Origin of the sequence: Nonomuraea jabiensis (assembly GCF_014204795.1) — a bacterium.
GTDB lineage: Bacteria > Actinomycetota > Actinomycetes > Streptosporangiales > Streptosporangiaceae > Nonomuraea > Nonomuraea jabiensis.
In genome coordinates, this window is sequence record NZ_JACHMB010000001.1 from 4,710,818 (window position 1) to 4,735,428 (window position 24,611).

The window sequence follows — 24,611 nt, forward strand, 5'->3', positions numbered from 1 at the left end:
ATCGGCTTTAGCGTAGTGACATCGGCTCACTGGAAGGACGATGAGATGGCGAACTACGTGCTGGTTCCTGGTTTCTGGCTCGGTGCCTGGGCTTGGGACCAGGTGGTGGAGAGGCTGCGTGCCGCCGGACACCAGGTGCGGGCGGTCACTCTGACGGGGCTGGCGGAGCGGGCGGGGGAGCTGTCGCCGGAGGTCGGCGTGGAGACCCATGTCGCCGACATCCTCGCGGCGATGGACGGATGGGAGGAGGTTGTCCTGGTCGGGCACAGCGGGGCGAACGTCCCGGTGACCGCGGTCGCCGACCGGCATCCCGAGCGGCTCAGCCGGGTCGTCTACGTGGACACCGCGCCGCTGCCGTCGGGTGTGGCGGTGATCGACTTCAATGACGAGGACACCCAGAAGGCCTGGCGCGCTCAGGTCGGGGACGGTCATGCGCTCGACGTGCCCGCCTTCGAGCCGGGGGAGGGGCAGTTCGCGGGCCTGACCGAGGAGCATTGCGCGCAGATCCGCGCGAAGACGACGCCGCACCCGTGGGGGGCGGTCACCCAGTCGGTTCAGCGGCCGCAGCAGATCCCGGCGACGCCGAAGACCATGGTCGCCTCGACGATGCCGGTGGCGCTGATCCGCGAGCTGATCGCTTCGGGGAACCCGGCTTTCGCCGCGCTCGGCACCCCCGAATGGACCTTTGTCGAGCTGCCGACCGGCCACTGGCCGATGTTCTCGCGACCGGCGGATCTCGCCGCGTTGCTCTGACGACGGTAGAGCCGTCAGCTCACATCCTTCCTGACGACGCGCAGAATCCCGAGCCCGCCGGGGATGACGATCCAGGCCAGCACCGATGTGGCCAGGTGGGCGGCGGCTTCCCATGTCCACGCTCCGGCCATGAGCGGGCCGGTCGTCGTGTTGAGGTCTAGCCACGCGGCCAGGGTCTCGCCTGCCCCACCGAGTTGTGCGACGAAGCTCCACAGCGCCGTGCCGGCCAGGCAGATCACGATGGCCGCCCGGCGGTCGCACGGGGCCCGGGGGGGCGGCTGGGGTTGGTGGGGCTGGCGGAACGGACGCGGATGGCCGGCGGCACGCTCACACACGCCTTACGAGATGGGCGTTTTGTCCTGGACGCCCGGTTGCCGTGGGAGGCTTGAACCCGTGATCAGAGTGGTGATGGTGGACGACGACCCGATGGTGCGCACGGGGCTGCGCCTCATCCTGGGCGGCGAGCCCGATCTCGACCTGGTCGGCGAGGCCGGGGACGGCAAGCAGGCCATGGACGTGATCCGCGACCTGCGGCCCGACGTCGTGCTGATGGACATCCGCATGCCGGAGCAGGACGGCCTTGTCACCACCGAACTGCTCCTCAGCCGGCCGGCGCCGCCCCGGATCCTGGTACTGACGACGTTCGACGCCGACGACCTCGTGCTGCGCGCCCTGCGGCTCGGCGCGCACGGCTTCCTGCTGAAGGACGCGCCGCCGCCGAAGATGATCGAGGCCGTGCGGGCCGTGGCGCGCGGCGAGCCGGTGCTGTCGCCGAGCGTGGCGCGCCAGGTCATCGCGGCCGCCACCGGCGGCCGCGAGCCGCGCCGGCCGGGGGCGCTGGCGGAGCTGGCCGTGCTCACCGAGCGCGAGCGGGAGGTCGCGATCGAGGTGGCCAGGGGCGGCTCGAACGCCGAGATCGCCGCGAGCCTGTCGGTCAGCGTGGCGACCGTGAAGGCCAACATCACCCGCATCTTCGCCAAACTGGGCACCGACAACCGGGTCCACGTCGCCATGAAGGTCCGCGACGCCGGCCTCCTCTGACGTACGTGCGGCGCGACACGATGGCCAGAACGGGCCCGCGAACGGGACGGTCCGGCCGGTGCGCGGGTCGGTGGCGGCGCGACACGATGGCCGAGGCGGGCCTCCTCACTCGATGATCGCGGTGACCTCGGCCTCGATGAGAATGCCGGGTTCGAAGAGGACGTCGACCCCGATCAGCGCGAGCGGCGGCGTGGCGAGGTCGAACTCGCGGGCCGCCTGTTCGATTCCCGCGTTGAAGGCGTCGTACATCTCTCGCTTCCAGCCGGCGGCGTACCACGTGAAGCGGACGACGTCGTGGAACGTCGCTCCCGCCGCGTCGAGCGCCTTGGCGACGTTGCGGTAGACCTGGGCGACCTGTCCGGTGAGGTCGCCCGGTGCCACGAGCTCGCCGTTCTCGTCCCAGGCGACCTGTCCCGCGATGTGGACCTGCCTGCTGCCCGTCGCCACCGCGACGTGGTGGTAGATCGGGACTCGGACATGCTTGTCAGGGTTGATGAGCGAGACAGCCATGAGATTTCCCATCGAATACGTCGGGCAAGCCCGTAGTCTCTTGCGGTTACTGGGAAACCATAGGAGAGTGTTCGCTGACGTGGAAGAACGAACTTTTCAGTGACTGGGGAACCAGATGGTGACCAAGCAGTTCATGGGCTCCTCCGACGAAGCGGACCTGAGGCGCGCGGACTCCCTGGCGCGGGAGATCTTCTCGGATGTCGCCAACAAGTGGGCGTTGCTGATCATCGAGGCGCTCGGTGAGCGCACCCTGCGTTTCAGCGAGCTGCGGGACGAGGTCGAGGGCATCAGCCACAAGATGCTCACCCAGAACCTGCGCATGCTGGAGCGCAACGGCCTGGCCGAGCGGAAGGTGCACCCCACCGTGCCGCCACGGGTGGAGTACACCCTCACCGAGCCGGGCCAGGCCCTGCGGGCGACGGTCGACTTGATCTGCGGCTGGACCCACCAGTACTTCGGCCACATCGAGGCGGCCCGCCGCGGCTTCGACGCCTGACCTCAAAGCGCGAGACGGTGATCAGGACGACGGGCCGAGCACGAGTGTGGGGGAGACGTAATGTTCCCCTGGAGTGCGGTCGTCGGCGAGAACGTTCGCGGCGGCGAGTTGTCCCAGGGACCGGAGTTCGAGGTCAATTGTCGTCAGCCGCCGGACCCCTTGGTCGACGATGATTCCCTCCCAGTTGTCCACTCCGACAACTGCCAGATCTTGAGGTACGCGTAGCCCTTTGGCCTCGCAGACATCGAGTACGCCACGGGCGATGTGGTCATTACCGCAGAACACCGCGTCGACCTCCGCGCCGGATTCGAGCAATTCCTGCATGGCTTTGACCCCCGACCCCTCGGTCCAGGAGCCATGGCGCGTCGGAGCGGCAGGGCGGAGCCCGGCCTCCTTCAGCGCCGTGAGCATGCCGCGCTCCCGCAGGCGTACGGCGATACTCGACGGATCGCCGGTGAGATGGGCAATACGGGTGCGGCCGCGTTCGATCAAATGGCGGGTGGCGAGAGCTCCCGCACCCTCGTTGTCCGGCAGGTAGACGACGTCTTCGGGGTGGTCGGAGGCCGCGAAGGCGTACGTCACCGGCACCGTGAAATGGTGCGTGACCGACGGTGAACGGCGCTCGTGCCCGTCCCCGATGACGATGAGTCCATCAATTTGGCGGGCCTGGAACTGGCGGATGCTTTCGGTTATCTCGCGATGAACGAGAACGTCTTCGTCGAAGACGAGGGCGGCTTGCTGGAGCCTCCCGAGTTGCAGGACCGCGCCTATCACCACAGGTCCGGAAAACGTACTCGCGGCGCGGTGGGTGAGTACGCCGACCGTGCGGCTGCGGCCCAGCGCGAAGGAGCGCGCGAGCGCATTTGGCCTGAAGTCGAGGCGTTCGGCGACGGCGAGCACCCGGGCCCGCGTCGCCTCGGAAATCCGGTCCGTTCCGTTGAGCACTTTCGAGGCAGTCGAGAGTGAAACTCCTGCAATCGCAGCGACATCACTCAGCCGAACACTGCCCTTGCGGTTGGACGGCACCGGCCGATTGTACCGAAGGCGCGTCAATGACCCGCTCCGGCTGGCGGCGGGGCGAGGCCGGGCGGCGTCCCGCCGGCGCCCGAACGTGCGCGTCGTCCGGAAATTGCGCCTTGACAGTGACCTTGGCCGCCGCTCACACTGCGGCCAGTGCGAAATCGGTTTCGCAACCCTGGCCATGTCGTCGTCCAGCGAGGAGAGCGAGCATGTCGATGGGCCCCACCCCCGCCCGCCGATTGACAAGGAGTCCATTACGCCGAGCGATCGTCGCGCTCGCCGTCGCGGTTACGGCGCTGGTCTCACCGGCCACACCGGCCCAGGCCGCACCGGGTGACGTCGTACTCGGAGACTTCGAGAACGGCGTCACCCCCTGGTTCACGGCGACCGGCGGCGGCGCGAGCGTGTCGCTGACCGTGACCTCGGACGCGCCGGCGAGCGGCAGCGGCGCCGCCCGTCTCCAGGTGAACGCGCCCGCCGGGACCGCGGAGCTGGTGCGCGGCGTCCCCTCGATCGACGCTCGCTCGCTGACGTTCGCCCTGCGCAGCACCCAGCTGAAGGGCATCGTCGTCCGGATGGTCGACGGCACCGGGCAGGCGCACCAGCAGACCCGCCCGCTCACTCCCGGATCGCAGTGGCAGACCGTCACCGTGAGTGATTTCGCCCCGGCCGGTCAGGCGGAGTACATCCACTGGGGCGGCGCGAACGACGGTGTCTGGCACGGGCCGCTCAAGCAAATGTCGCTCCTGGTCGACGCGTTCCGCGTCGTCAACGGCCCGACCGCGACGATCGACGTGGACGACGTGACCGTGCAGGGCCCCGCGCCCGATCTCGCGATCGCTCCGACGGCGACCGGCAACGCGTTCACCACCGGGCAGGAGGTGTCGTTCGGCATCCGCACCGCGGCGAAGTCCGTGGAGTGGACCGTACGCGACATCGACAACGCCGTGGTGACCTCCGGCGCGAAGGAGGCCTCGGAGCTGGGGGGCACGCTGACGCTCGGCAAGCTGCCGACCGGCTGGTACGCGGTCGACCTCGTGGCGGTGCAGCCTGACGGCCGCCGCGTCGCGGGCGGCACCGACGTGTCGGTGCTCCCCGCGTCCGACGCCCGCGAGGAGCGCATCGGCGTCGCGACGCACTACGGGCAGGCCTGGTCCGCTGACACGATCCCGCTCATCGCCGCCGCGGGAGCCGGCTTCGCCCGGGACGAGGCGTACTGGGCCGAGGCGGAGAAGGTCAAGGGCACGATCGACTTCCCCGCGAAGGTGGACGCGTACACCGCCGCGCTGTCGAGGAACAACCTCGAATTCTTCGACATCCTCGCGTACGGCAACAGGCTCTACCACGAAGGCGAGGCGCCGGCCACGCAGGCCGGGCGTGACGCGTTCGCGAACTACGCCGACGTCTCGGTCGCCACGTTCGGGACGGACGACACCTTCTACGAGGTGTGGAACGAGTGGAATCTGCGCGACCGGACCGGGCCCGCCGGCGCGACCGCGGCGAACTACGCGGCGCTGCTGGCAACGACCGCCGACCGGGTCCGCGCGGCCCATCCCGGCGCGAAGCTGGCCGGCCCGGCACTGGCCCCGATGGACGAATGGTCCAAATGGGTGGACGACTTCATCGCCGCCGGCGGCCTCGACGACCTCGACGCGTTCACCACGCACCCTTACGACTTCGGCGCCGAGCCGGAGAAGTTCATGGACCACGTGGCGGTGATCCGCGCGAAACTCGACGCCGCGGGGCACCGCGACATGCCGATCTGGCTCAGCGAGCACGGATGGCACACCTCCGACACGCCGCTCGGGGCCGACGAGAAGGCGCAGGCCCGCAATCTGTCCCGTGCGCAGCTGCTGGCCCTCGGCAAGGGGATCGGCAAGTACACCGTCTACGACTTCAAGGACGACGGCACCGACCCGAAGAATCCCGAGCACCGCTTCGGCATCATCCGCAACGAGAACGACCCCCGAGGCGCGTACACCCCGAAGCCGGCCTTCGTCGCGCAGGGCATCCTGACGCGCCAGACCGACGACCGCCAGGTCCGGCAGGTGCTGGCCCTCGGCAGCGGCCGCTACGGCGTGGAGTTCGGCGCCCGCCCCGGCGAGCCCGCCGCCACGCGCATGCAGGCCCTGTGGGCGCTGAAGCCGGAGACCTGGAGCATCAAGGCGGCCGGCGAGGTCAAGGTCACCGACCTCTACGGCGCCGAGGTGACCCTGCGGCCGGACGCCGACGGCCGGGTCCACGTCGCCGTCGGCAAGGACCCGGTGTATCTCACCGGAGAAGTGGGAGAGGTGTCCGCGCAGTCGCCGTACTCCCTCACGGTCGATCAGGCCATCGAGGGTCTCGCGCCCGCGGCGAAGTGGACGGTCACCGCGGGGGACCGGGCGCTGGAGGTGTCCCTGCGGACCGGCTCCGGCACGACGTCGGCACAGGTGCCGGCGGGTGCGACCCGGTCGGTCACCGTCACGCTGCCGTCGGCGGGCGTGGGTACGCGCACCTGGACCGCCGAGGTCCGCGAAGGCGATCGCACGATCGGCCTGCTCGCGGCGACCGCCGAGGTGGTGGCTCGTCTCGGGCTCACCGGTACGCACGCGCTCAACGCCACCGGGGCCGACCTGCTGCGGCTCACCCTCGTGAACCGTGGCGCGGAACCTGTCGAACTCGACGGGATCGACTGGACCGTGGGCTCGTCGAGCGGCCGGGTTCTGCCCGGCACCACTGTCGCGGGCAAGGGCAGCGTCTCCGCCGACGTGCCGCTGTCCGAGCTCGGCGCCTGGTCGGCCACCGCCACCGGTGACGCGACCGCCACCGCGCGCGGGACCCTCGTCGACGCGGATCCGGTCGACGTGCCGTTCCGCCCGGTGCAGGTGGACGGCAAGGCCGACGATGCCGTAACGGTCCTTCCGGCGCGGACGCTCGGCGCGGCCGAGCAGGTGATCAGCGGCTGGGCCGGCGATGAGGACCACAGCGGCCGCCTCTGGCTCACCCACGACACCGGGCGCCTGTACCTGACCGCCGTGATCACCGACAACGCGCACGCCCAGCCCGCGCGGGCCACGAGCATCTGGCAGGGCGACAGCGTGCAGCTCGGTACGACGCCGGGATGGCCCGGCGAAGGCGCCGTACCCGTCAGCGAGATCGGCACGGCGCTCACCGGCGCCGGCCCGGTGGATCTCGCGCGCTGGTTGCCCGCGAACGCCACGACCGACGGGCTCGCGTCGGCGGTGACGCGTGACGAAGCCGCGAAGACGACCACGTACGAGCTGTCCGTCCCGTTCGGCGCGATCGGAGTGGACCCCGCCGACGGGATCTTCTCGGCGACCGTCGCCGTCAACGAGAACGACGGCACCGGCCGGCGCGGATGGAGCACGTGGGGCAAGGGCGTGGCGGAGTCGAAGGACCCCGCGAAGTTCCGGCCGTTGCGCCTGCTGGCAGCCCCCGCGGGCAACGTCAGGGTGACGGCCACGGCGCTGTCGTCCTGCTTGTCGTCCCCGCCGCGCCTCACCGTCGCCGCGGTGAACCAGGAGAAGGTGCCGGTCGACCTCCGCCTCGTGACCCCGATCGGCGAGAAGGCGTTCACGGGGGTCGCTCCGGGCCGCGCGGTCCTGCACACGTTCTCCGGCACGGGCAAGGAGCTCGCCGCAGGAACCGCGGTGGTTTCCGCGTCGTACCTGGGCGCCGGCGGGAACTTCGCCTATCAGGACCGCGAGCTCGACTACAGGCGGGTCACGTGCCGCAGGTGAAGGCCTGACCGGACAGCCGGTCCGGGTTCGCCCCAGAAAGGCGAACCCGGACCGGCGCGCGCCCGGAAAACCGCGAATCCAGTGGCCGATGCGTAATAACGCGGTGATTGACACGTTCCGCGATCTTATGGTCTGCTACGAAAGCGGTTTCGCAAACTGATTTCGCTGAGATCTTTAGGACTGCTCTTGACTGATTCCGCCCCGCCCGTGAAGCCCGCTCGCGTGCTGGTCACAGGTGCGGATGGCACCATCGGCCGGCCGGTTGTGCAGGCACTGCTGAGTGCGGGCAGCTCCGTGACGGCACTCTCGGCCGCCTGGTCAGGGCCGTCGCCGGCGGACCGGGTGTTCACCGGTGACGCCGCTGATGAGACTCTGGTCCGGCAGGCGCTCGAGGACGCCGACGCCGTCGTGCACCTCGCCGCCATACCGCACCCCGGCCTGGGAACCGCACGCGAGGTGTTCGTGGGCAACACCTCGGCCACCTTCACCGTGCTGAACGTCGCCGGCGAGGTCGGCGTGCGCCGCGCCGTCATCGCGAGCTCGATCAACGCGTTCGGCGTGCCCTTCAACCGGCACGATCTCACTCCCGCCTACTACCCGCTCGACGAGCTGTCGCCGGTCGCGCATGACGACGCGTACTCGCTGTCCAAGTGGGTCGATGAGCAGACCGGCGCCTGGGCGTACAGCCGCTGGGGGATCACGGTGGTGGCGCTGCGCTTCCCTCTGGTGAGAGATCTGCCCGAGCTGCGGGAGTTCGCCGCGCGATTGGGCCGGAACCCGGGCGAGCAGGCGCGTCTGGCCCGGGAAGGATGGGCGTACCTGGCCATGGCGGACGCGGTGGACGCGGTGCTGCGTGGGCTGACGCGCCCGATCTCCGGGATGCACACCTTGCTCCTGGCCGCGGAGGACACCCTCGTGGAGGAGCCGACAGACCTCCTGCTCGACCGCTTCGCCCCCACGAGCGAGCGCCGCCGCGACTTCCCGGGCCGTACCGCCCCGATCGACACCTCCGCCGCCCGCCGCGTCCTGGGATGGGTGCCGCGGCACCGGCTCGGCGACCCCAGCGGCCCGATCAGCACGACCTTCCAGGAGACGCCGGCATGAACGACGACACGACGGCATTCGCGCAGCCGTGGGACGCGCCCGACGACGTGCGCATCACCGGCGTCCGCGCGATCGCCACCGCCCCTGAAGGCATCCCGCTGCTGGTGGTGAAGGTGACCACCAGCGACGACGGTCTTTACGGGCTCGGCTGCGCCACGTACACGCAGCGGTGGCGGGCGGTCGCCTCGTACGTCGAGGATCACCTCGCCAGGCTCGTCATCGGGCGGTACCCCGGTGACATCGAAGACCTGGTGCGGCTGGCCCGCTTCTCCGGCTATTGGCGTGAGGGGCCGGTGGGCAACAACGCGATCTCCGGGCTCGACCAGGCCCTGTGGGACATCGCCGGCAAGCGAGCCGGAAGACCCGTTCACGAGCTGCTGGGAGGCAAGGTACGCGCCGCCGCCGACACGTACCTGCACGCGGGCGGGGCGTCGATCGAGGAGACCCTCGACCAGGCCGAGCGCCTGCGCGAAGCCGGGCTGCGGCACATCCGGCTCCAGGTCGGCCAGCCGGGTCGTGGCACCTACGGTGCTCCTCCGACGGCCGAGATCACCGAGGCGTCCGCGCCGTACCCGGGCGGATGGCGCGTGTCGGAGTACCTCAAGCGCACGCCGGAGCTGTTCGCCGCCGCCCGTGAGCGCCTCGGCGAGGAGATCGAGCTGCTCCACGACGTGCACTCCCGGCTGAGCCCGAAGCAGGCGATCGTGCTCGCCCGCGCGCTCGAGCCCTACCGGCTCTTCTTCCTCGAGGACGTCATAGCCCCCGAGCATTGGGATCGGCTGCCGGAGGTGCGCGCCGCCTCGCCCGTACCGATCGCGGTCGGCGAGCTGACCACCTCGGTGACGGATGCCGCACGCCTGGTCCTCGGGGGCGGCGTGGACTTCATCCGCTCACATGTGTCGGACCTCGGCGGGCTGACGGCCGCGCGCAAGATCGCCGCGGCCGCGGAGCTCGTCGGCGTCCGCACGGCCTGGCACGCTCCAGGCGACACCTCGCCGATCGGCGCCGCCGCCAACGTCGCGCTCGACGTGACGAGCCCGGCCTTCGGCATTCAGGAAGGGCACGTGTACGGCGAACCCGTGCACGACGTGTTCCCGGGTACATTGCGCATCGAGAACGGCTGGTTACGTCCGAACGAAGCTCCCGGCTGGGGCATCGATCTCGACGAGTCCGCCGCCGCCCGCCACCCCGCAGGGCTGGCGGGACACGATGCCTGGGCCGCCCGCGTCCGAGGCCTGGACGGAGGACTCATCGCCCCCTGACCCGCAGCACCGCGACAACACCAGCACAAAGTACTGAGGAGACCCATGCCCCCCACCCATGTCCGGAAGTTTGCTGCCGCCCTCAGTGCCAGTGCTGCAGCGTTCGCTCTCACTACGGGCTGTGCCGCCGAGAGCCCGTCGAAGCCCGGCTCCGTTTCCATCACCGTCGCCGGCCAGCCCACCCAGGAAAACCCCGATCAGCTCAAGGCGTTCAAGCGCAAGATCGCCGACTTCACCAAGGCCAACCCCGGCATCACGGTCACCGGGGACGAGTCCGTGTTCGACGTGAACACCTTCCAGGCGCTGGTCGCGGGCGGAAAACTGCCCACGGTGTCCTACGTGCCCTTCACGGAGATGCAGGGGGTCATCGCCCGGCAACAGGCCGCGGACCTCACCGGCTACGTCGGCGCGGACGCCACCGTCAGGCGGGTCAACCCGTCGATCCTGAAGGTCGCCACGAGCCCGGACAGCCGTATCTACGGCGTTCCCGTCCAGGCCTACAGCATGGGGCTGCTGTACAACCGCGCCCTGTTCACCAAGGCCGGGCTCGACCCCGACGCGCCGCCGAAGACATGGGACGAGGTGCGGGCCGCCGCCAAGGCCATCCATGCCAAGACCGGCGTGCAGGGCTTCGGCGCCATGACGAAGGACAACACCGGAGGCTGGGTGCTCACGACCATGAGCTACGCCTTCGGGAGCAAGATCCAGTCGGATGACGGCAAGCAGGCCAACGTCAACAACGCCGCCACTCGCAGCGCGCTCGAGTTCTACCGCGCCCTGCGCTGGGAGGACGACACCTTCGGGTCGGACTTCCTCATCGGGTACAAGGACATCACGAACGCCCTGGCCAGCGGCAAGGTCGGCATGATCGTGCAGGGCGCGGACACGTACACCCCGGTCGTCCAGTCCCTCGGGATGAAGCCGGACGACTTCGGCCTCGCCCCGCTGCCGCAGGCGCCCGGGGGCCTCGGCACTCTGGGCGGCGGCTCCGTGGCCATCATCAATCCGCGGGCCACCGCGGAGGAGATCAAGGCCGCGCTCAAGTGGATCGACTTCGCCGAGTTCAACAAGTACAACAACGAGCAGGCGGCCGTCACGGGCGCCAAGGCCGCCGCCGCCGACAAGCTGCCGGTGGGCGCGCCGGTGCTCCCGCTCTTCGACCAGGCCACCACCGACCGGTATCTGACCTGGGTGAAGGATTACGTCAACGTGCCGCGCGAGCACTTCGCGGCGTACTTCGACTCGGCCAAGACCCTGCCGCTCGTGCCCGAGCCGGCGGCGAAGGCGCAGGAGACGTACGGAATCCTCGACAACGTCGTGCAAGCGGTGTTGACCCGACGGGACGCCGACATCACCGCCCTGCTCGACGACGCTCAGAAGAAGGTCCAGTCCGCGATCGACGCGGGCTGAACCGTCGCCTTCCGTCGCGCCGGCCGCTCTCCGGCCGGTGCGACGGGGCCGACAGTGCAGAAAGGCGCCTCCGGAACGATGACGGACGCAACCATCCCTCCAACGACCGAGCGTTCGCGCGGTGTCGTGCGCTGGGTCCGCCGCGGCGGACTCTCGACATTGATCTTCTTTCTCCCCCTTCTCGCGTCATTCGGGCTGTTCTCCTGGTGGCCGGTGCTCCGCTCCCTGCTGCTCAGCCTGCAGCGCACGAACTTCCTCACCTCCGAGTGGGTCGGGCTCGACAACTTCGCCCGCGTTCTGCAGGACCCTCTCCTGCTGACGGCGACCTGGAACACCCTGTGGTTCTCGATCCTGGCCTTCGTGATCGGGTTCCCGGTCCCGGTGATCCTGGCGGTGTTCATCGGCGAGTTGCGGCGCGCGCGGAGAATCGCGTCCGCCCTCGTCTACCTGCCGGTGATCTTCCCGCCGGTCGTCGCCGTGCTGCTGTGGAAGGCGTTCTTCGACCCCAGCCCGCAGGGGGTGTTCAACACCGTCCTGGGCTGGTTCGGGCTCGGCCCTGTCCCGTGGCTGAACAACGGTGACATGGCCATGCCGTCGATCGTGCTGCAGGCGACATGGGCGTCGTTCGGCACCGCCACGATCATCTATCTGGCGACGCTGATGAGCATCCAGACCGAGTTGTACGACGCCGCCGAGGCCGACGGATCAGGAGTGGCGCGCCGGTTCTGGCACATCACGCTGCCCCAGATGCGCGGCGTCCTGCTGGTGATGTTCCTTCTCCAGGTCATCGGCACGTTCCAGGTCTTCACCGAGCCGTACATCATGACGAACGGCGGGCCGGAGAACCGGACCGTCACGATCCTGATGCTCATCTACCGTTACGCCTTCATCTCCGGCGACTACGGCCGAGCCACCGCGTTGAGCGTTCTGCTGGCGATCGTCCTGTCGGCCCTGTCCGCCGTGTACCTCTGGGCGACCAGACGCTGGAGTGCCTCATGACCACCGAAACCGGCACGTCCGAACGTGGCATCCTCTCGTTCCTCGACCGTCGCAGACCCGTCGTGCGCGTCTCGGTCGCGGCGATCGGCACGCTCGTCATCGGCGGCCTCGTGATCCTCTGCGCCGGCCCGCTCTTCTGGCTCTTCAAGGCCGCCACGTCGACCACCACCGAGACGCTGTCGGCGCCGTTCTCCCTGTGGCCCAGCGGCATCCACTGGGACTCGTTCGTCCAGGTGTGGACCCGCGTCGACTTCGGCAGATATTTCTGGAACACGCTCGCGCTCATGGCCGGGTCGCTGTTCCTGGGGCTCCTCGTCGCGACGACCGGCGGCTACGGCCTGGCGGTTCTGAGGCCGAAGTACGCCAAGGCCGTGTTCGCGGCGCTCCTCGCCACCCTGTTCATCCCCGGCGTGATCTCCCTTGTCGCGCTCTACCTGACGGTCATCGACCTCCCGCTCGTCCATGTCAGCCTGCTGGGCTCGATGTGGGCGGTGTGGCTCCCGTCCTCGGCCAACGCCGTCAACGTGCTGCTCATGCAGCGATTCTTCGCCAACATCCCCAGGGAGCTCTTCAACGCGGCCCGCATCGACGGCGCAGGACCTTTCCGGATGTTCTTCTCCATCGTCCTGCCGATGTCCCGCCCGATTCTCGGCGTCGTCAGCCTCCTCACGCTCGTCGGCTCCTACAAGGAGTTCCTCTGGCCGCTGCTCGTCCTGCCGAACCCGCAGGACCAGCCGATCTCGGTCGCGCTGCCGCGGTTGCAGAGCTCGATCGACTTCTCGCAGTTCATGGCCGCGCTCTTCATCTCGGTCATCATCCCCGTCGGTCTCTTCCTCGTGCTCCAGCGCCAGTTCCTGCAGGCGGCAGGCAACGCCGGCGCGCTCAAGGGCTGAGCCGGCGCCGTCGTCCGCACCCGTTCCAAGGACCCCGATGCCCCACTTCGACCTGCCCATCGACCAGCTCCGCGCCTACCGGCCAGAGGTCCGGGTCCCCGCCGGCTTCGACACCTTCTGGCGGCAGACGCTCGCCGACGCCCGGAAGGCGGGCGGAGATCCCCGCTTCACCCCGGCCGAGACGCCGCTCGTCGGGTGCCACGTCCTCGACGTGCGTTTCCCGGGCTTCGCCGGCGACCCGATCGCCGGCTGGCTGCTCCTGCCACCCGGCGATGGCCCCCACCCCGCCGTCGTGCAGTTCCTGGGTTACGGGGCGGGCCGCGGGCTGCCGCACGAGTACCTTCCGTGGGTGGCCGCCGGATACGCGTGCTTCGTGATGGACTCGCGCGGCCAGGGCTCCACGTGGGGGGTCGGCGGGGCCACCCCGGACCCGCACGGGTCCGGACCGGCGGCGAACGGTGTCATGACCCGCGGCATCGAGGATCCCGAGACGTACTACTACCGGCGGCTGTTCACCGACGCCGTCCGCGCGGTCGACGCGGTGCGCCGGCACCCGTCCGTCGACGCCGCCCGCGTGGCGGTGTCCGGCGGGAGCCAGGGAGGCGGCATCGCGCTCGCCGCCGCGGGGTTGTCGGAGGACCTCATGGCCGTCTTCGTCGACGTGCCGTTCCTGTGCCATTTCGAGCGTGCCGTCGGCCTGACCGATCGCGAGCCGTACGCGGAGATCACGCGCTATCTCTCCGTGCACCGCGAGAGCGCCGAGCGGGTGTTCGACACGCTCTCGTATTTCGACGGCGTGAACCTGGCGGCTCTGGCCACCGCTCCCGCCCTGTTCTCGGTCGCGCTCATGGATCAGACCTGCCCGCCGTCCACCGTCTTCGCCGCGTTCAACGCCTACGCGGGCCCCAAGGAGATCACTGTGTACGCGTTCAACGGCCACGAAGGCGGAGCCGCCGCCCAATGGCCGCGGCAGGTCGCCCTCCTCGCAGGGGCGGCACGGGCATGAGCGTACGTTTCGGGGTCAACTACCTGCCGCGGGAGAACTGGTGGTACGCCTGGGCGGAAGACGACGACGACGCGTTCGCGGAGGATCTCCACCAGATCGCCTCGCTCGGGTTCGACCACGTGCGCGTGCAGTGCCTGTGGCCGCTCTTCCAGCCCAACCCGTCCTGGGTGTCGCCACGCGCGCTCCGCCGCCTCGTCCGCCTGCTCGATCGTGCCGCGGAGAGCGGGCTCGACGTCTGCGTGACCGTGCTGGACGGCTGGCTGAGCGGCTTCGACTTCCGGCCGTCCTGGTTGAAGGACGCCGATCCCTTCACCGACGCCGCGGCCGTCAGCGCCGCCGAACTGCTCGTCGGCGCCGTCTCGCGAGCGGTCGAAGGTCACCCGGCGCTCTGGTGCGTCGACGTCGCGAACGAGCCCAACGTCCTCATGCGTCACCTCAAGCCGGGTGAAGGCGAGGCGTGGGCCGAGAGGATGCTCCGCGCCGCGCGTGCGGCCCGCGTGCCGGTCACCGTGGGAGTCGACCATGTGCCGTGGATGAGCGATGACGCTCCGATCGGGCGGGCGTTCGTGGCCGGCGCGTGCGACCTCGTCCCGGTGCACGCGTGGCCGTACTTCACCGGCGCCCTCGCCCGGGTCGGGGAGGAGCGGGCCTGGGCCATCCCCGACTATCTCGCGCAGGTCGCCCGCGCGACTCCTGGCGCCGCGGGCAAGCCGGTGTGGATCCAGGAGCTCGGGGTCTCACCGCTCTGGCTCACGGACGCGGCCGTGGAGGACTTCGCCGAGCGGATGCTGCGGCGTGCCGCCGCGGTCCCCGGACTGGGCGCCGTCACCTGGTGGGCGTCCCACGACATCAGCCGCCGCTTCACCGGCTTCGACGAGCTCGAGTACGGCCTGGGTCTCATAGACGCCGAGGGGCGGGTGAAACCGATCGGATCGCGGGTGGCCGAGGTGGTCGCGGAGCTGCGTGACCGGCCGAGCGGGCAGGCGGCAGCCGAGTCGACGATCGTCCTGCCCGCCGGACGGGCACCGGACCTCGACTTCGCCGAAGACTGGTTCGCGCGCATGGAGACGACCACCGGGCCCGCGATCGTTCATGAAAGGGGTATGCGATGAGCGCGCGTACGCTCCACACGGACCTGCTGGTCGTCGGAGGCGGGCTCGGGGGCGTCGCCGCCGCGTTGACGGCGGCACGCCTCGGCATCCGGGTGGTGCTCGCCGAGCGGTCGGACTGGCTCGGCGGCCAGCTGACCACGCAGGCGGTTCCGCCGGACGAGCACCGGTGGATCGAGACCGAGCTCGGATCGTCCTCCTATCGCGAGCTCCGCGAGCTCATCCGCGCCCATTATCGCCGCCTCTATCCGCTGACGCCGGACGCGGCCGCGGACCCGCGGCTGAATCCGGGCCGAGGCAACGTCTCGCGGTTGTGCCACGAACCGCGAGTGGGCGCGCTGGCGATCGAGGAACTGCTGTCTCCGCACCTCGCCTCGGGGGCGATCACGGTGCTGCGGGAACACCACGTGGTGAACGTGGACCGCCGCGACCGGCAGATCGCCGGGGTACGGCTGCGCAGCCGGGAAGGCGACCTCGTCGAGGTGACCGCCCGCCTCGTGGCCGACGCCACCGAGGAAGGCGACCTCCTCGAGCAGGCCGGAATGCTCTTCACGATCGGGGCGGAGTCGCGCGACGACACCGGCGAACTCCACGCGCCACCGGAGCCGGATCCACGGGATCAGCAGGCGGTCACCTGGTGCGTGGCGCTTGAATATCGCCAGGGCGAAGACCACACCATCGACAGGCCCGGCGACTACGAGCACTGGCGCGACACGGTCGATCCCCGATGGCCCGGCCCGCAGCTGTCCTGGAAGGACATCGTGCCCGATACGGGTCAGGTGCGGTGGCGGCCGCTGTTCGCCCACTCGCCCGAGCAGGCCGTCCACACCGGCGCCGACGACCTGTGGCACTACCGTCGGATCCTGTCGCGGCAGAACCTCGACCCGGGCTTTCCCGGGGGCGAGATCACGCTGGTGAACTGGCCGCAGATCGACTACTGGGAGCGCCCGCTGCTCGGCGTGAGTCCGGAGGAGCGCGAGCGGGCGCTGGCGGAGGCGCGATCCCTCACCCGCAGCTTCGTCTACTGGATGCAGACCGAGGCCCCTCGCCACGACGGCGGCACCGGCTATCCCGAGCTGCGTCCCAGGGGCGACGTCATGGGCACCTCGGAGGGTTTGGCGAAGGAAGTGTACATTCGCGAGTCACGCCGGATCCGTCCCCTGTTCCGGGTGACCGAGGCGCACATCGGGGTGGAGATGCGGGGGGTCGGCGAGGGAAGCGCCCTTTTCCACGACAGCGTCGGCATCGGCCACTACCGCATCGACCTGCATCCCAGCACCTCCGGCAGGGGCTATGTCGACATCGACTGCTTCCCGTTCCAGATTCCGCTCGGAGCTCTCATCCCGGTCGACGCCGACAACCTCGTCGCCGCCAACAAGAACATCGGCACCACCCATGTCGCCAACGGCGCGTACAGGCTGCATCCGGTCGAATGGTCCATCGGCGAGGCGGTCGGCGCTCTGGCGGCCCAGGTCGCCGAGACGGCACAGACCCCGGCGCAACTCCGGGCCGATCCGGCGAGCCTGCGCCGCCTGCAGCGACGGCTTCGTGATGAGCTCGGCGTCACGCTCGAGTGGCCCGATGACATCCGCACCGGCCGATCCGCGAACTGAGCGACCCGGCGATGGGTTTCCCATGAGCGCCGGCCGTTTCTCACCCGGATTCCGGTGGGCTCCAGGCGATGATCTGGCCTCTCTCGGTGATGCGTTTGCGCAGCTGTTCGGGGTCGATGTCCTGAACGGCGACCTGGTTCCGGATCGACAACGTCGCCGCGACGGCGGCCGACTCCGCGAGAACGCAGAAGACCGGTTCCATGCGGGTGGCCGCGTACGCGATGTGCGTCGCCGACAGGCAGACGGGCACGAGCAGGTTCGCGCAGTCGCTCTTGTGCGGCGTGATGACCCGATAGGGAACGGGGTACGGCCGGCCCGTGCCCATGTGCCCGCCGATGAACATGTCCCCCTCGGTCGCCACCCCGAGCCGCCCTGTTCCGGGATCGCGGCGAGCGATGCGCCGGGCGGGGTACACGTCCACGCCGAAGAGGGCGAGCCCGATGGCATCGGCGGGATCGGTCTGGTTCAGTACATCCGCGTGGGTGAGGGTGTACCGGCCCTTGAGCCGCCGGGACACGCGTACATAGAGCTGGTGCGGCCAGCCGCCGGTCTCCGGGAAGACGCCGGCGTCCAGGCCGTACGCGGCCGTCTCCCGCCGGAACTCCTCGGGCACGTCCGGGTGGGTCGAGAGGAAGTGGTGCAGGCCGCGGAGATAGTCGATGTGGTGGCGCCAGATCCGCGACCGGACGTTCCAGTCGCCGTCCTGGTAGTCGCGGCTCACGCCGACGGGCGCATTCGTGACAAGGGAGGCGCGCTGGTAGTTGTACTCACCGGAGTTGAGCCATCCGGGAAACACGGCTCGGAGCCTGTCCAGTTGGTCGGCGGTGCTCGTGCTCACGGACTTGATGTGCTCGACGTAGCGGCGGACCAGCTCGAAGGTGTCAGGTGAGTAGTCGTCCGGCGCGGTGATCTCAGCTTTGTGACGCGTGTCCGCCGTCAGATAGAAACGGAAATTGTATGCCTGGGTGTAGCCGTCCGCCGAGCCGATCGGCAGTCCGTGGTCCTCGTCGATGAACGGGATGAGCCCGCTGGTCGTGTCGCCCGGGATGACATAGGGGTCGATCGGCGTCCAGTTCGTGATGTGACCGACGCCGGCCGGTGCCTCGCCGAATTCCTGGCGTGATTCGCGTCCGGTTCGATAAGGAACCTCCGCGAGAGCCATCAGGTCGCCTTCGTAAGAAGCGTCGATGAAAATCGACGCCGATATGCTCAAAGGCTCTCCGGATTCGGATTCCGGTGGGGGCACTCCCCATTTGTCCGGCGGTGAAGGCTCAAGCTGGATGGTGTCGATACGGTCGCCGTTTCGCGTCACCGAGCGGACGCGGTGCTCGAAGATCACCTTGATGCCGGCCTCGGCCAGCCACTCGTGGAACCTGCGCACGATGTCCGGGGGGTGGTTCCCGAAGTGGAAGACGACGTCGTTCGTCAGTCCGCCCACCGCCTCGGGAAGGGGGCAGTCCTGCAGCGGTTTGATTCCCGCGCCCAGCATTCCGCCGAGCCGGCGGCCTGGCTCGACGAGTATTACGGAGTTGCCTTCCTGGTGTGCCGTGATGGCGGCGACACAGCCTGCGGGCGTTCCTCCGTACACACAGATATCGGCCCTCGATGTCATCGATTCCGTCCTGTCCGGGATTTGTTCCTCATATTTTTTCGGGCTGGGCAGGACCGCGGAATGGCGATTTTGGTGGAGATCATGCACTTTTTGGATGGGTACCTTCTGGCGCCCCGGCGCCCGCAGTTCAGCCTCCGCTCCGACACGTACGAGGGGTGGTGCATGCTGCTGCCGAGGAGCGGGACGTTCTCCTACGAAGTCGAGGATGTGGCGGCGCGGGGAACCAGAGCGGTGGGTGCGGCCGGACTCCGTGGCGAGGCGTGTTTCGGCGATGTCGTCATCAGCCCGCCGGGCGGCACGCTGCGGCGGCAGATGAAAACGCCGACGTCGTTCTTCTTCGCGCGGTTCCTGACCGCCCTGGAGCCGCCGATCGGCTGCAGCCGATTGCGCGACGTCGACCGCCTGGGCGCTGATCTCGCCCTTCTCGAATCCGCGCAGTCCGCTTCCGATGAAGGTCGTCAAAGGCTGGATGCGGAGATGGTCGCGGCCCATGTGGTCGACGACGTACTCATCACCATGCTGTGGGAGCGGACGCGGGAAGACGTGCGTGAGGACGTCCTGGTGCGCAGGGCAGTCGCCGCCATCCTGGAGTCCTTCACCTCGCCGGATCTTTCACTCGGCGAGCTCGCGAGAACGCTGGGCGTCAGTTCTTCGCTGCTCTCGCGGCGCTTCCGGGATGTTCGAGGTGTCACGCCGGTCCAATACCTTCGTGGCGTCAGGTTGCGGAAGGCGCGGGAGCTGTTGACCGGGACGGACTTCACCCTGCAGACCATCGCCGAACAGTGCGGATATCGCAGCGCGTTCTACCTCAGCCGGGTCTTCAAGGCCGGCACTGGGCAGTCGCCTTCTGAATATCGGGCGGGGAGTCGCGTTTGAGCCGTCAGGGGGTGGGTCTGAAGCGTGAGTGCTGCGCCAGGACCCAGTCAGTGGCGATGTCGGTTTCCGTGATGCGTCCGATCAGCGCCAGGGCCGAGCTGATGCTCTCCGGATCCTCCACGGGATCGTCGAGGACGTCGTCATCGCTGATCTGGAAGCGCAGCCCGTCCATCAGGTGATCGAGCGCGTGCGGATCGTCGCCGGACCGTTTTTAGTTCTCGGGCGAGAGCGGGTCGAAGGAGACGACCGTGCGCCCGTCGCGGGCGTAATCGAAGTAGGCGTTGTAGTTGATGTCCATGGAGAGGCCGAGGGCCTGACGGCCGCCTTCGGAGACGGAGCGGGGGAACTCGCCGGGGCAGTGCGCCGGCACGATGCCGATCCAGCCGTTGACCTCGGCCACCCAGCGGGACTGGTCGTCGATGGCGTGGTCGAGGATCTCGCTCAGATGGCACGGGGTTCGGGTGGCGAGGTCCAGGTGGAAGGTGCGGGCGAGGGAGTCGAGGTCCGCGCCCTTGATCCACATGGCGCTGAATCCGAGCGCCCACAGGCTCATGTCGCCATCGAGCCCCTCGGTGAAGATGGTCGAGACCAGAAGGTCGTGCAGGTAGGTCGGTGACTGCATGGCCAGCCTCAACCCTGGGGCGGGGACAGGCGCGCGAGCTGCCGGTCGTGCAGGCGGGTCAGGAGCAGGAGGGACGTGACGGCGCCGATGAGGGCGCAGGCCATGTCCCACTGGGTGTCCCACTGGTCGCCCTGGACGGCGAGGAAGGCGTCGGCCGCCTCCCCGGCCGCGAGCGCCGCCCACCACTCCAGCAGCTCGAAGAAGGCGCTGAAGGCCAGGCAGACGCAGACGGTCAGCGGGGCCAGCCACGCGCTGCCGCGCAGGGGAGAGGTCCGCACCAGCACCTCACGGACCAGGATCGCAGGCACGAACCCCTGCACCAGATGGCCGACGCGGTCATAAGGGTTGCGCGACAGCGCCAGCACGTCCTGCAGCCAGTGCCCGAACGGAACCCGCGCATAGGTGTAGTGACCCCCGACGATCAGAACCAGCGCGTGTACGGCCAGCAGGCAGCACAGCAGCGTGGTGAGCGGGAAGCGCCGCCAGAGCACCACCAGGAGCGGCAGACCGCCGATCACCCAGAAGGTCTCCAGGAGCCAGGTGAGCCGGTCATAGGGGCGCAGACCCGACACGACCAGAGCCAGGAGCACCACGGCGGCCAGGACCATGGGCAGCCGCCGGGCGGCGGAAGCGGGAGTCATGCGATCAGCCTCGAAAGCGGTGGGGGGTGAGGTTCGGCCGCCCGAGGTCCGGATCCGTGGAACAGGCGTCCTCGTGGACATCCGTCGTGCGCCCACAGACTATCCAGGCGGCACCGGCGTTCAGTACATCTTCGTGGTGGTGCGCTGGACGGCGCCGGGGGTCAGGCGGACGTGGTTGGCGGTGACCCGGTGGCCGCGGGTGTCGGTGACCCGTACGGAGAAGGGGCCCTGGCCCGCGCCGGACTCGGCGACCCAGTAGTTGTAGTCGGCCCTGGCCAGCTTGCGCCACGCGCCGCCGGCGGTCTTCACCTCGACCGAGGCGAGCGGGTTGCCGTGGTCGATGACCAGCAGGGCCAGCCACCACTGCGACGACCCCTCCTTGACGCGGAAGGAGAGCGGTCTGCTGAGCTTCGGGTTGGCGGCCGGTCTGTAGGTGACCCCGACCATGCCCCTGCCGGGGGCCGCGACGCGGGCGAAGGCCTTGCGGCTGAGGTCGATGTGCCCGGCGGGGCACTCCGGGCACTGGTCGACGACCTTGACCTGCACGGAGCCCCTTGGCCCGGTGACGGTCAGGTAGCCGCCGCAGGCGCCCGCGGCGCGGTACTCGCGGCGGGAGAGCGCGACGTAGAGGCCGCCGGCGGGAGGCGACGGATAGGAGCAGTTGCCGCCCCCGGACCGGAGTTCGTAGAAGGTCGCCTTACCGCTGGTCGCCGCGGTGCTCTTCCCGCTCCGGTCGGGTTCGGCCAGGGCGGAGGCAGGCAGGAGCGAGGTCGCGGCGAGCGCGGCGGCGAGAACGGCCGGTAAGGGTCGCATTCAGGTGTTCCTCTCATATGTGATGGATGCGACAGTAGCGAAATCGGTATATCTCAGTACGGTAAAGCGGCAGATCTTCCGTGATATGTCCGGGAAATAGCCGGTTATTGCCCTGGATGTTGGGGCAGCGCCAATCGACACTCGCGTCATGAAATCGATGACGAAAGCACTGCTCGCCGGATCGGCGCTGGCCTGCCTGACGGTGGCGGGCACGACGGGCACGACGGGCACGGCGTACGCGGCCACCGGACGGCTGACGTTGTTCAGCGGGACCGCCGGCGTCAGCTTCATCTACGAGACCTGCCAGCCGCCCCGGGATCACCCGGTAGAGCTGTACCTGGCCGACACGTTCGACAACCAGCCGGCTCCCGGCTGCCAGGTCGTGCTCACCAGCCGTACGGGGGCGAGCCAGGTGCTCTGCGTAGGGCGCGGAAGCCTGCCGCCCGAGCTCCGCCAGGTGCTTCGCGTCCGGATCCAGCCGGGCACGGCCCCGCCGTGCGCCTACGGGCCGGCCGCGGGCAGCTGATGCGAATCGGCTGATGCCAGGTGGGCGCTGATGCTCTCGATGTCCACCCCGGTCTCCTCGGTCCGGTCGATGCCGAGGGCCGACAGGATGGTCAGGGCCTCGGCCCAGTGGCGCCGGGCGCGGTCGGGCCGGCCGAGCGCGGCGTGGGCGTGGGCGAGGCCGTCGTGGGCGCGGGCCTGGTCGCTCGGCTGGCGCAGGTCCGAGGCCAGGAGCAGCGCCTGGCGGTGGCAGTCGAGCGCCTGGTCGGCCTCGCCGAGGGCGTGCTGCAGCCGGCCCATGCCGTGCAGGGCCTCGAACTGCCAGTTGCTGTTGCCGATCTCGCAGGCCAGGCGGAGGGCCTGCTCGTAGCAGTCGTACGCCTCCGCGTACCGCCCCTGGAAGCGGTGCAGGTGGCCCAGGCCGTTGAGGCTGTCGAGCTCGCCGAGCCGGTGCCCGGTGCCGCGGGCCAGGCCCAGGGCCCGCGTGAAGTAGTCGGTGGCCGGGCCGTGCGCGTCCTGCCCGAGGTGGATGAAGCCGATGCCGAGCAGCGCCCGTAACTCGCCGGTGCGGTGGCCGATCGAGCGGGCGAGGACGAGCGCCCGCGCCAGCTCGTCGGCGCTGCGCTCGTACCACCCCATGATCCGGTGGACGTTGCCGGCGGCGATCAACGCGTCCAGCTCACCCGTACGGTGACCGATCGCGCGGGCGATGTCCAGCGCCTGCGCGAAGTGCTCGGCGGCCCGCGCGTACTCTCCCTGGAAGCCGCGGACCATGCCGATGCCGTTCAGCGCCCGTAACTCGCCCGCCCGATGGCCGATGGCGCAGGCGATGGCCAGCGCGCGGGAGGAGTCCTCCAGAGCCGCTTCGTACCGGCACTGCATCTGACGGATCTCGCCGAGCCCGAGAAGGGCCTCCAGCTCGCCCGTACGGTATTCGGCGGCCCTGGCCGCCGACAGCGCCCGCTCCAGGAGCGTCTCGGCCTCGGCATAGCGGCCGCGGGTGCGCAGGCACCGGTGCAGGGTGGCCGACAGGTGCCGGACGTGTTCGGAGAAGCCGTGCTCGGCGGCCAGCTGCGCGAGGCTGAGCAGGTTGGACAGCTCGGCCTCGAGCCACGCGGCGGCGTCGGCCACCGCGGGCGGCGCCACCTCGCCCGGCGCCAGACGCGGCCGCATGTCCGCCTCGTAGGGATAGAGCAGGTCCATCGCCGCCGAGGCCGCGCGGCTGTAGTGGTTCAGCAGCCGCGCCGACGCGGCGCGCCGGTCGGGCTCGGGCTCCTCGTCGGCGGCCCGTTCGGCGGCGTGTGACCTGATCAGGTCGTGGAACCGGTAGCGGCCGGGGACCGGCTCCTGCAGCAGGTGAACCTCCAGCAGCCGGTCCAGCAGCGTCGAGGCCCGCTTGGCGGTGGTGGCCAGCAGCGCGGCGGCCGCGTCGGGCGCGAGGTCCACGCCGGGGTGCAGCCCCAGCAGCCGGTACGCCCGCCGCTCGGCGGCGGTGAGCTCCTGGTAGGACAGGTCGAGCGCGGCGGTGACGCTGTGCTGCCCGGCCCGCAGCTCGCTCAGCAGGTGCTGGTGCTCCTCCAGCCGCTGCAGCAGATGCCGCACGCTCCAGGCCGGATGGGCCTTCAGCCGGGCCGCGGCCAGGCGGATGGCCAGCGGCAACAGCCCGCACCGCCGTACGACCGCGGCCAGCACCTCCCGCGGCACGTCCGCGACCCGCTCCTCGCCGGCGGTGCGGGTGAACAGGGCGATCGCGTCCGCGAGCGGCAGCACGTCGACCGACACCGTACGCGCGTCGTCCAGCCCCACCAGCCGCCGCCGGCTCGTCACCAGCACCAGGCAGCCGCCCGCCCCCGGCAGCAGCGGCCGCACCTGGGCCTCGTCGGCGGCGTTGTCCAGGACGATCAGCATCTTCCGGTCGGCCAGCACGCTGCGATAGAGCGCGGCCCGGTCGTCGAGGTGCTGCGGAATCGACTCCCCGGGCACGCCCAGCACCCCCAGCACGCGGGCGAGCGCGTCGGCCGGGTCCGCCGCGGCCATGCCCCGCGTGTAGCCGTGCAGGTCGACGAACAGATCACCGTCGGGAAAGCGAGGAGCGAGCCGGTGGGCGGCGTGCACGGCCAGCGCGGTCTTGCCCACCCCCGCCATGCCGTCGATGGCGGTGACCACCACCGTGGCCGCGTCACCGACGTGGTCGAGAGCGGCCAGCTCCCGTGCCCGGCCGACGAACGCCGCCGCGTCGGCGGGCAGCTGCCGCGGTGTCGGCCGCGCGCTCTCCTGCAGGCCGTTCGCGGCGCGGGTCAGCACGGACACCTCCGCGGCGTTCAGGCCCAGCGCCTCGGCCAGCGACCGCACCGACGCGCTGCGCGGCCGCCGCAGCTCGTCGGCCTCCAACCGGCGGACGGTACGGACGTTGAGCCCCGCCCGCGCCGCCACCTGCTCCTGAGTCAGCAGCGCCCGCTCACGCCAGCTCCGTAACAACTCGCCCAGGCCCGCGCCCACCGGACGCCCGTCGCCTGCTCCTGACGGCATGAACCCATCTCCCCGTGGTCAGCTGTCCGGATCACGAATGAGCCTATGCCATTCT

23 protein-coding genes are annotated in these 24,611 nt (G+C 70.0%); 14 read left to right on the plus strand and 9 right to left on the minus strand.

Annotated features, from left to right (window positions below):
• The first annotated feature begins 45 nt into the window (after window positions 1-45).
• On the plus strand, window positions 46-753 hold the full coding sequence (locus HD596_RS21705; protein WP_185071169.1) for an alpha/beta fold hydrolase: 708 nt from the start codon (window positions 46-48) through the stop codon (window positions 751-753).
• A 14-nt stretch (window positions 754-767) separates the two neighbouring features.
• On the opposite strand, the gene HD596_RS21710 is transcribed toward HD596_RS21705, so the two are convergent.
• Complete coding sequence (locus HD596_RS21710) at window positions 768-992, minus strand: hypothetical protein (RefSeq protein ID WP_185071170.1); 225 nt, start codon at window positions 990-992, stop codon at window positions 768-770.
• A 154-nt stretch (window positions 993-1,146) separates the two neighbouring features.
• On the opposite strand from HD596_RS21710, the gene HD596_RS21715 reads away from it, so the two are divergent.
• Window positions 1,147-1,794 carry a response regulator gene (locus HD596_RS21715; RefSeq protein WP_313044639.1) on the plus strand — a complete coding sequence of 216 codons (648 nt, stop codon included), beginning with the start codon at window positions 1,147-1,149 and terminating at the stop codon, window positions 1,792-1,794.
• A 105-nt stretch (window positions 1,795-1,899) separates the two neighbouring features.
• Here HD596_RS21715 and HD596_RS21720 read toward each other — a convergent pair whose 3' ends face one another.
• Window positions 1,900-2,304, minus strand: coding sequence for a RidA family protein (locus HD596_RS21720; RefSeq protein ID WP_185071172.1), 405 nt, complete (start codon window positions 2,302-2,304; stop codon window positions 1,900-1,902).
• 115 nt (window positions 2,305-2,419) lie between these two features.
• On the opposite strand from HD596_RS21720, the gene HD596_RS21725 reads away from it, so the two are divergent.
• The gene (locus HD596_RS21725; RefSeq protein ID WP_185071173.1) at window positions 2,420-2,800 is read left to right on the plus strand and encodes a winged helix-turn-helix transcriptional regulator; all 381 of its coding nucleotides are present in this window, start codon (window positions 2,420-2,422) and stop codon (window positions 2,798-2,800) included.
• Window positions 2,801-2,821: 21 nt separating this feature from the next.
• Here HD596_RS21725 and HD596_RS21730 read toward each other — a convergent pair whose 3' ends face one another.
• On the minus strand, window positions 2,822-3,826 hold the full coding sequence (locus HD596_RS21730) for a LacI family DNA-binding transcriptional regulator (RefSeq protein ID WP_221519440.1): 1,005 nt from the start codon (window positions 3,824-3,826) through the stop codon (window positions 2,822-2,824).
• 203 nt (window positions 3,827-4,029) lie between these two features.
• On the opposite strand from HD596_RS21730, the gene HD596_RS21735 reads away from it, so the two are divergent.
• The 9 genes from HD596_RS21735 (at window position 4,030) to HD596_RS21775 (ending at window position 16,959) form a co-directional block, all read left to right on the plus strand.
• Entirely contained in the window at window positions 4,030-7,563 is a 3,534-nt protein-coding gene (locus HD596_RS21735; RefSeq protein WP_185071175.1) for a hypothetical protein, read from the plus strand.
• Window positions 7,564-7,749: 186 nt separating this feature from the next.
• On the plus strand, window positions 7,750-8,667 hold the full coding sequence (locus HD596_RS21740) for an NAD-dependent epimerase/dehydratase family protein (RefSeq protein WP_221519441.1): 918 nt from the start codon (window positions 7,750-7,752) through the stop codon (window positions 8,665-8,667).
• On the plus strand, window positions 8,664-9,929 hold the full coding sequence (locus HD596_RS21745; protein ID WP_185071176.1) for an enolase C-terminal domain-like protein: 1,266 nt from the start codon (window positions 8,664-8,666) through the stop codon (window positions 9,927-9,929). Before HD596_RS21740 ends, HD596_RS21745 begins: the two co-directional genes overlap by 4 nt.
• Before the next feature lie 45 nt (window positions 9,930-9,974).
• Window positions 9,975-11,339 (plus strand): ABC transporter substrate-binding protein, encoded by a 1,365-nt coding sequence (locus HD596_RS21750; protein ID WP_185071177.1) that lies wholly within the window; start codon window positions 9,975-9,977, stop codon window positions 11,337-11,339.
• Between the two features lie 159 nt (window positions 11,340-11,498).
• The gene (locus HD596_RS21755) at window positions 11,499-12,338 is read left to right on the plus strand and encodes a carbohydrate ABC transporter permease (protein WP_221519442.1); all 840 of its coding nucleotides are present in this window, start codon (window positions 11,499-11,501) and stop codon (window positions 12,336-12,338) included.
• Window positions 12,335-13,231: a carbohydrate ABC transporter permease gene (locus HD596_RS21760; protein WP_185071179.1), complete on the plus strand. Its 897-nt coding sequence runs from the start codon at window positions 12,335-12,337 to the stop codon at window positions 13,229-13,231. Before HD596_RS21755 ends, HD596_RS21760 begins: the two co-directional genes overlap by 4 nt.
• 37 nt (window positions 13,232-13,268) lie before the next feature.
• Window positions 13,269-14,237 carry an acetylxylan esterase gene (locus tag HD596_RS21765; RefSeq protein ID WP_185071180.1) on the plus strand — a complete coding sequence of 323 codons (969 nt, stop codon included), beginning with the start codon at window positions 13,269-13,271 and terminating at the stop codon, window positions 14,235-14,237.
• The gene (locus tag HD596_RS21770; RefSeq protein ID WP_185071181.1) at window positions 14,234-15,349 is read left to right on the plus strand and encodes a glycoside hydrolase 5 family protein; all 1,116 of its coding nucleotides are present in this window, start codon (window positions 14,234-14,236) and stop codon (window positions 15,347-15,349) included. The genes HD596_RS21765 and HD596_RS21770 overlap by 4 nt, the downstream gene beginning before the upstream one ends.
• Entirely contained in the window at window positions 15,346-16,959 is a 1,614-nt protein-coding gene (locus HD596_RS21775) for an FAD-dependent oxidoreductase (protein WP_185071182.1), read from the plus strand. The genes HD596_RS21770 and HD596_RS21775 overlap by 4 nt, the downstream gene beginning before the upstream one ends.
• Window positions 16,960-16,999: 40 nt before the next feature.
• Here the strand turns inward: HD596_RS21775 and HD596_RS21780 are convergent, their stop codons facing one another.
• A complete protein-coding gene (locus HD596_RS21780; protein WP_185071183.1) occupies window positions 17,000-18,658 on the minus strand; it encodes an FAD-dependent oxidoreductase in 1,659 nt (552 codons plus the stop codon).
• On the opposite strand from HD596_RS21780, the gene HD596_RS21785 reads away from it, so the two are divergent.
• Window positions 18,632-19,447 (plus strand): helix-turn-helix transcriptional regulator, encoded by an 816-nt coding sequence (locus tag HD596_RS21785; protein WP_185071184.1) that lies wholly within the window; start codon window positions 18,632-18,634, stop codon window positions 19,445-19,447. The genes HD596_RS21780 and HD596_RS21785 overlap by 27 nt on opposite strands.
• A 4-nt stretch (window positions 19,448-19,451) precedes the next feature.
• Here the strand turns inward: HD596_RS21785 and HD596_RS21790 are convergent, their stop codons facing one another.
• The 4 genes from HD596_RS21790 to HD596_RS21805 form a co-directional block, all read right to left on the minus strand.
• Entirely contained in the window at window positions 19,452-19,619 is a 168-nt protein-coding gene (locus HD596_RS21790; RefSeq protein ID WP_185071185.1) for a hypothetical protein, read from the minus strand.
• A gap of 39 nt (window positions 19,620-19,658) precedes the next feature.
• Window positions 19,659-20,069 (minus strand): hypothetical protein, encoded by a 411-nt coding sequence (locus HD596_RS21795; RefSeq protein ID WP_185071186.1) that lies wholly within the window; start codon window positions 20,067-20,069, stop codon window positions 19,659-19,661.
• Between the two features lie 8 nt (window positions 20,070-20,077).
• Window positions 20,078-20,710 carry a DUF2238 domain-containing protein gene (locus HD596_RS21800; protein ID WP_185071187.1) on the minus strand — a complete coding sequence of 211 codons (633 nt, stop codon included), beginning with the start codon at window positions 20,708-20,710 and terminating at the stop codon, window positions 20,078-20,080.
• Between the two features lie 120 nt (window positions 20,711-20,830).
• A complete protein-coding gene (locus tag HD596_RS21805) occupies window positions 20,831-21,523 on the minus strand; it encodes an expansin EXLX1 family cellulose-binding protein (protein ID WP_185071188.1) in 693 nt (230 codons plus the stop codon).
• Window positions 21,524-21,671: 148 nt separating this feature from the next.
• Here HD596_RS21805 and HD596_RS21810 point away from each other — a divergent pair, with 148 nt between their 5' ends.
• Window positions 21,672-22,049, plus strand: coding sequence for a hypothetical protein (locus tag HD596_RS21810; RefSeq protein ID WP_185071189.1), 378 nt, complete (start codon window positions 21,672-21,674; stop codon window positions 22,047-22,049).
• Here HD596_RS21810 and HD596_RS21815 read toward each other — a convergent pair.
• Window positions 22,025-24,556, minus strand: coding sequence for an ATP-binding protein (locus HD596_RS21815; RefSeq protein WP_185071190.1), 2,532 nt, complete (start codon window positions 24,554-24,556; stop codon window positions 22,025-22,027). The two genes, HD596_RS21810 and HD596_RS21815, sit on opposite strands and share 25 nt — an antisense overlap.
• Between the last annotated feature and the right edge of the window lie 55 nt (window positions 24,557-24,611).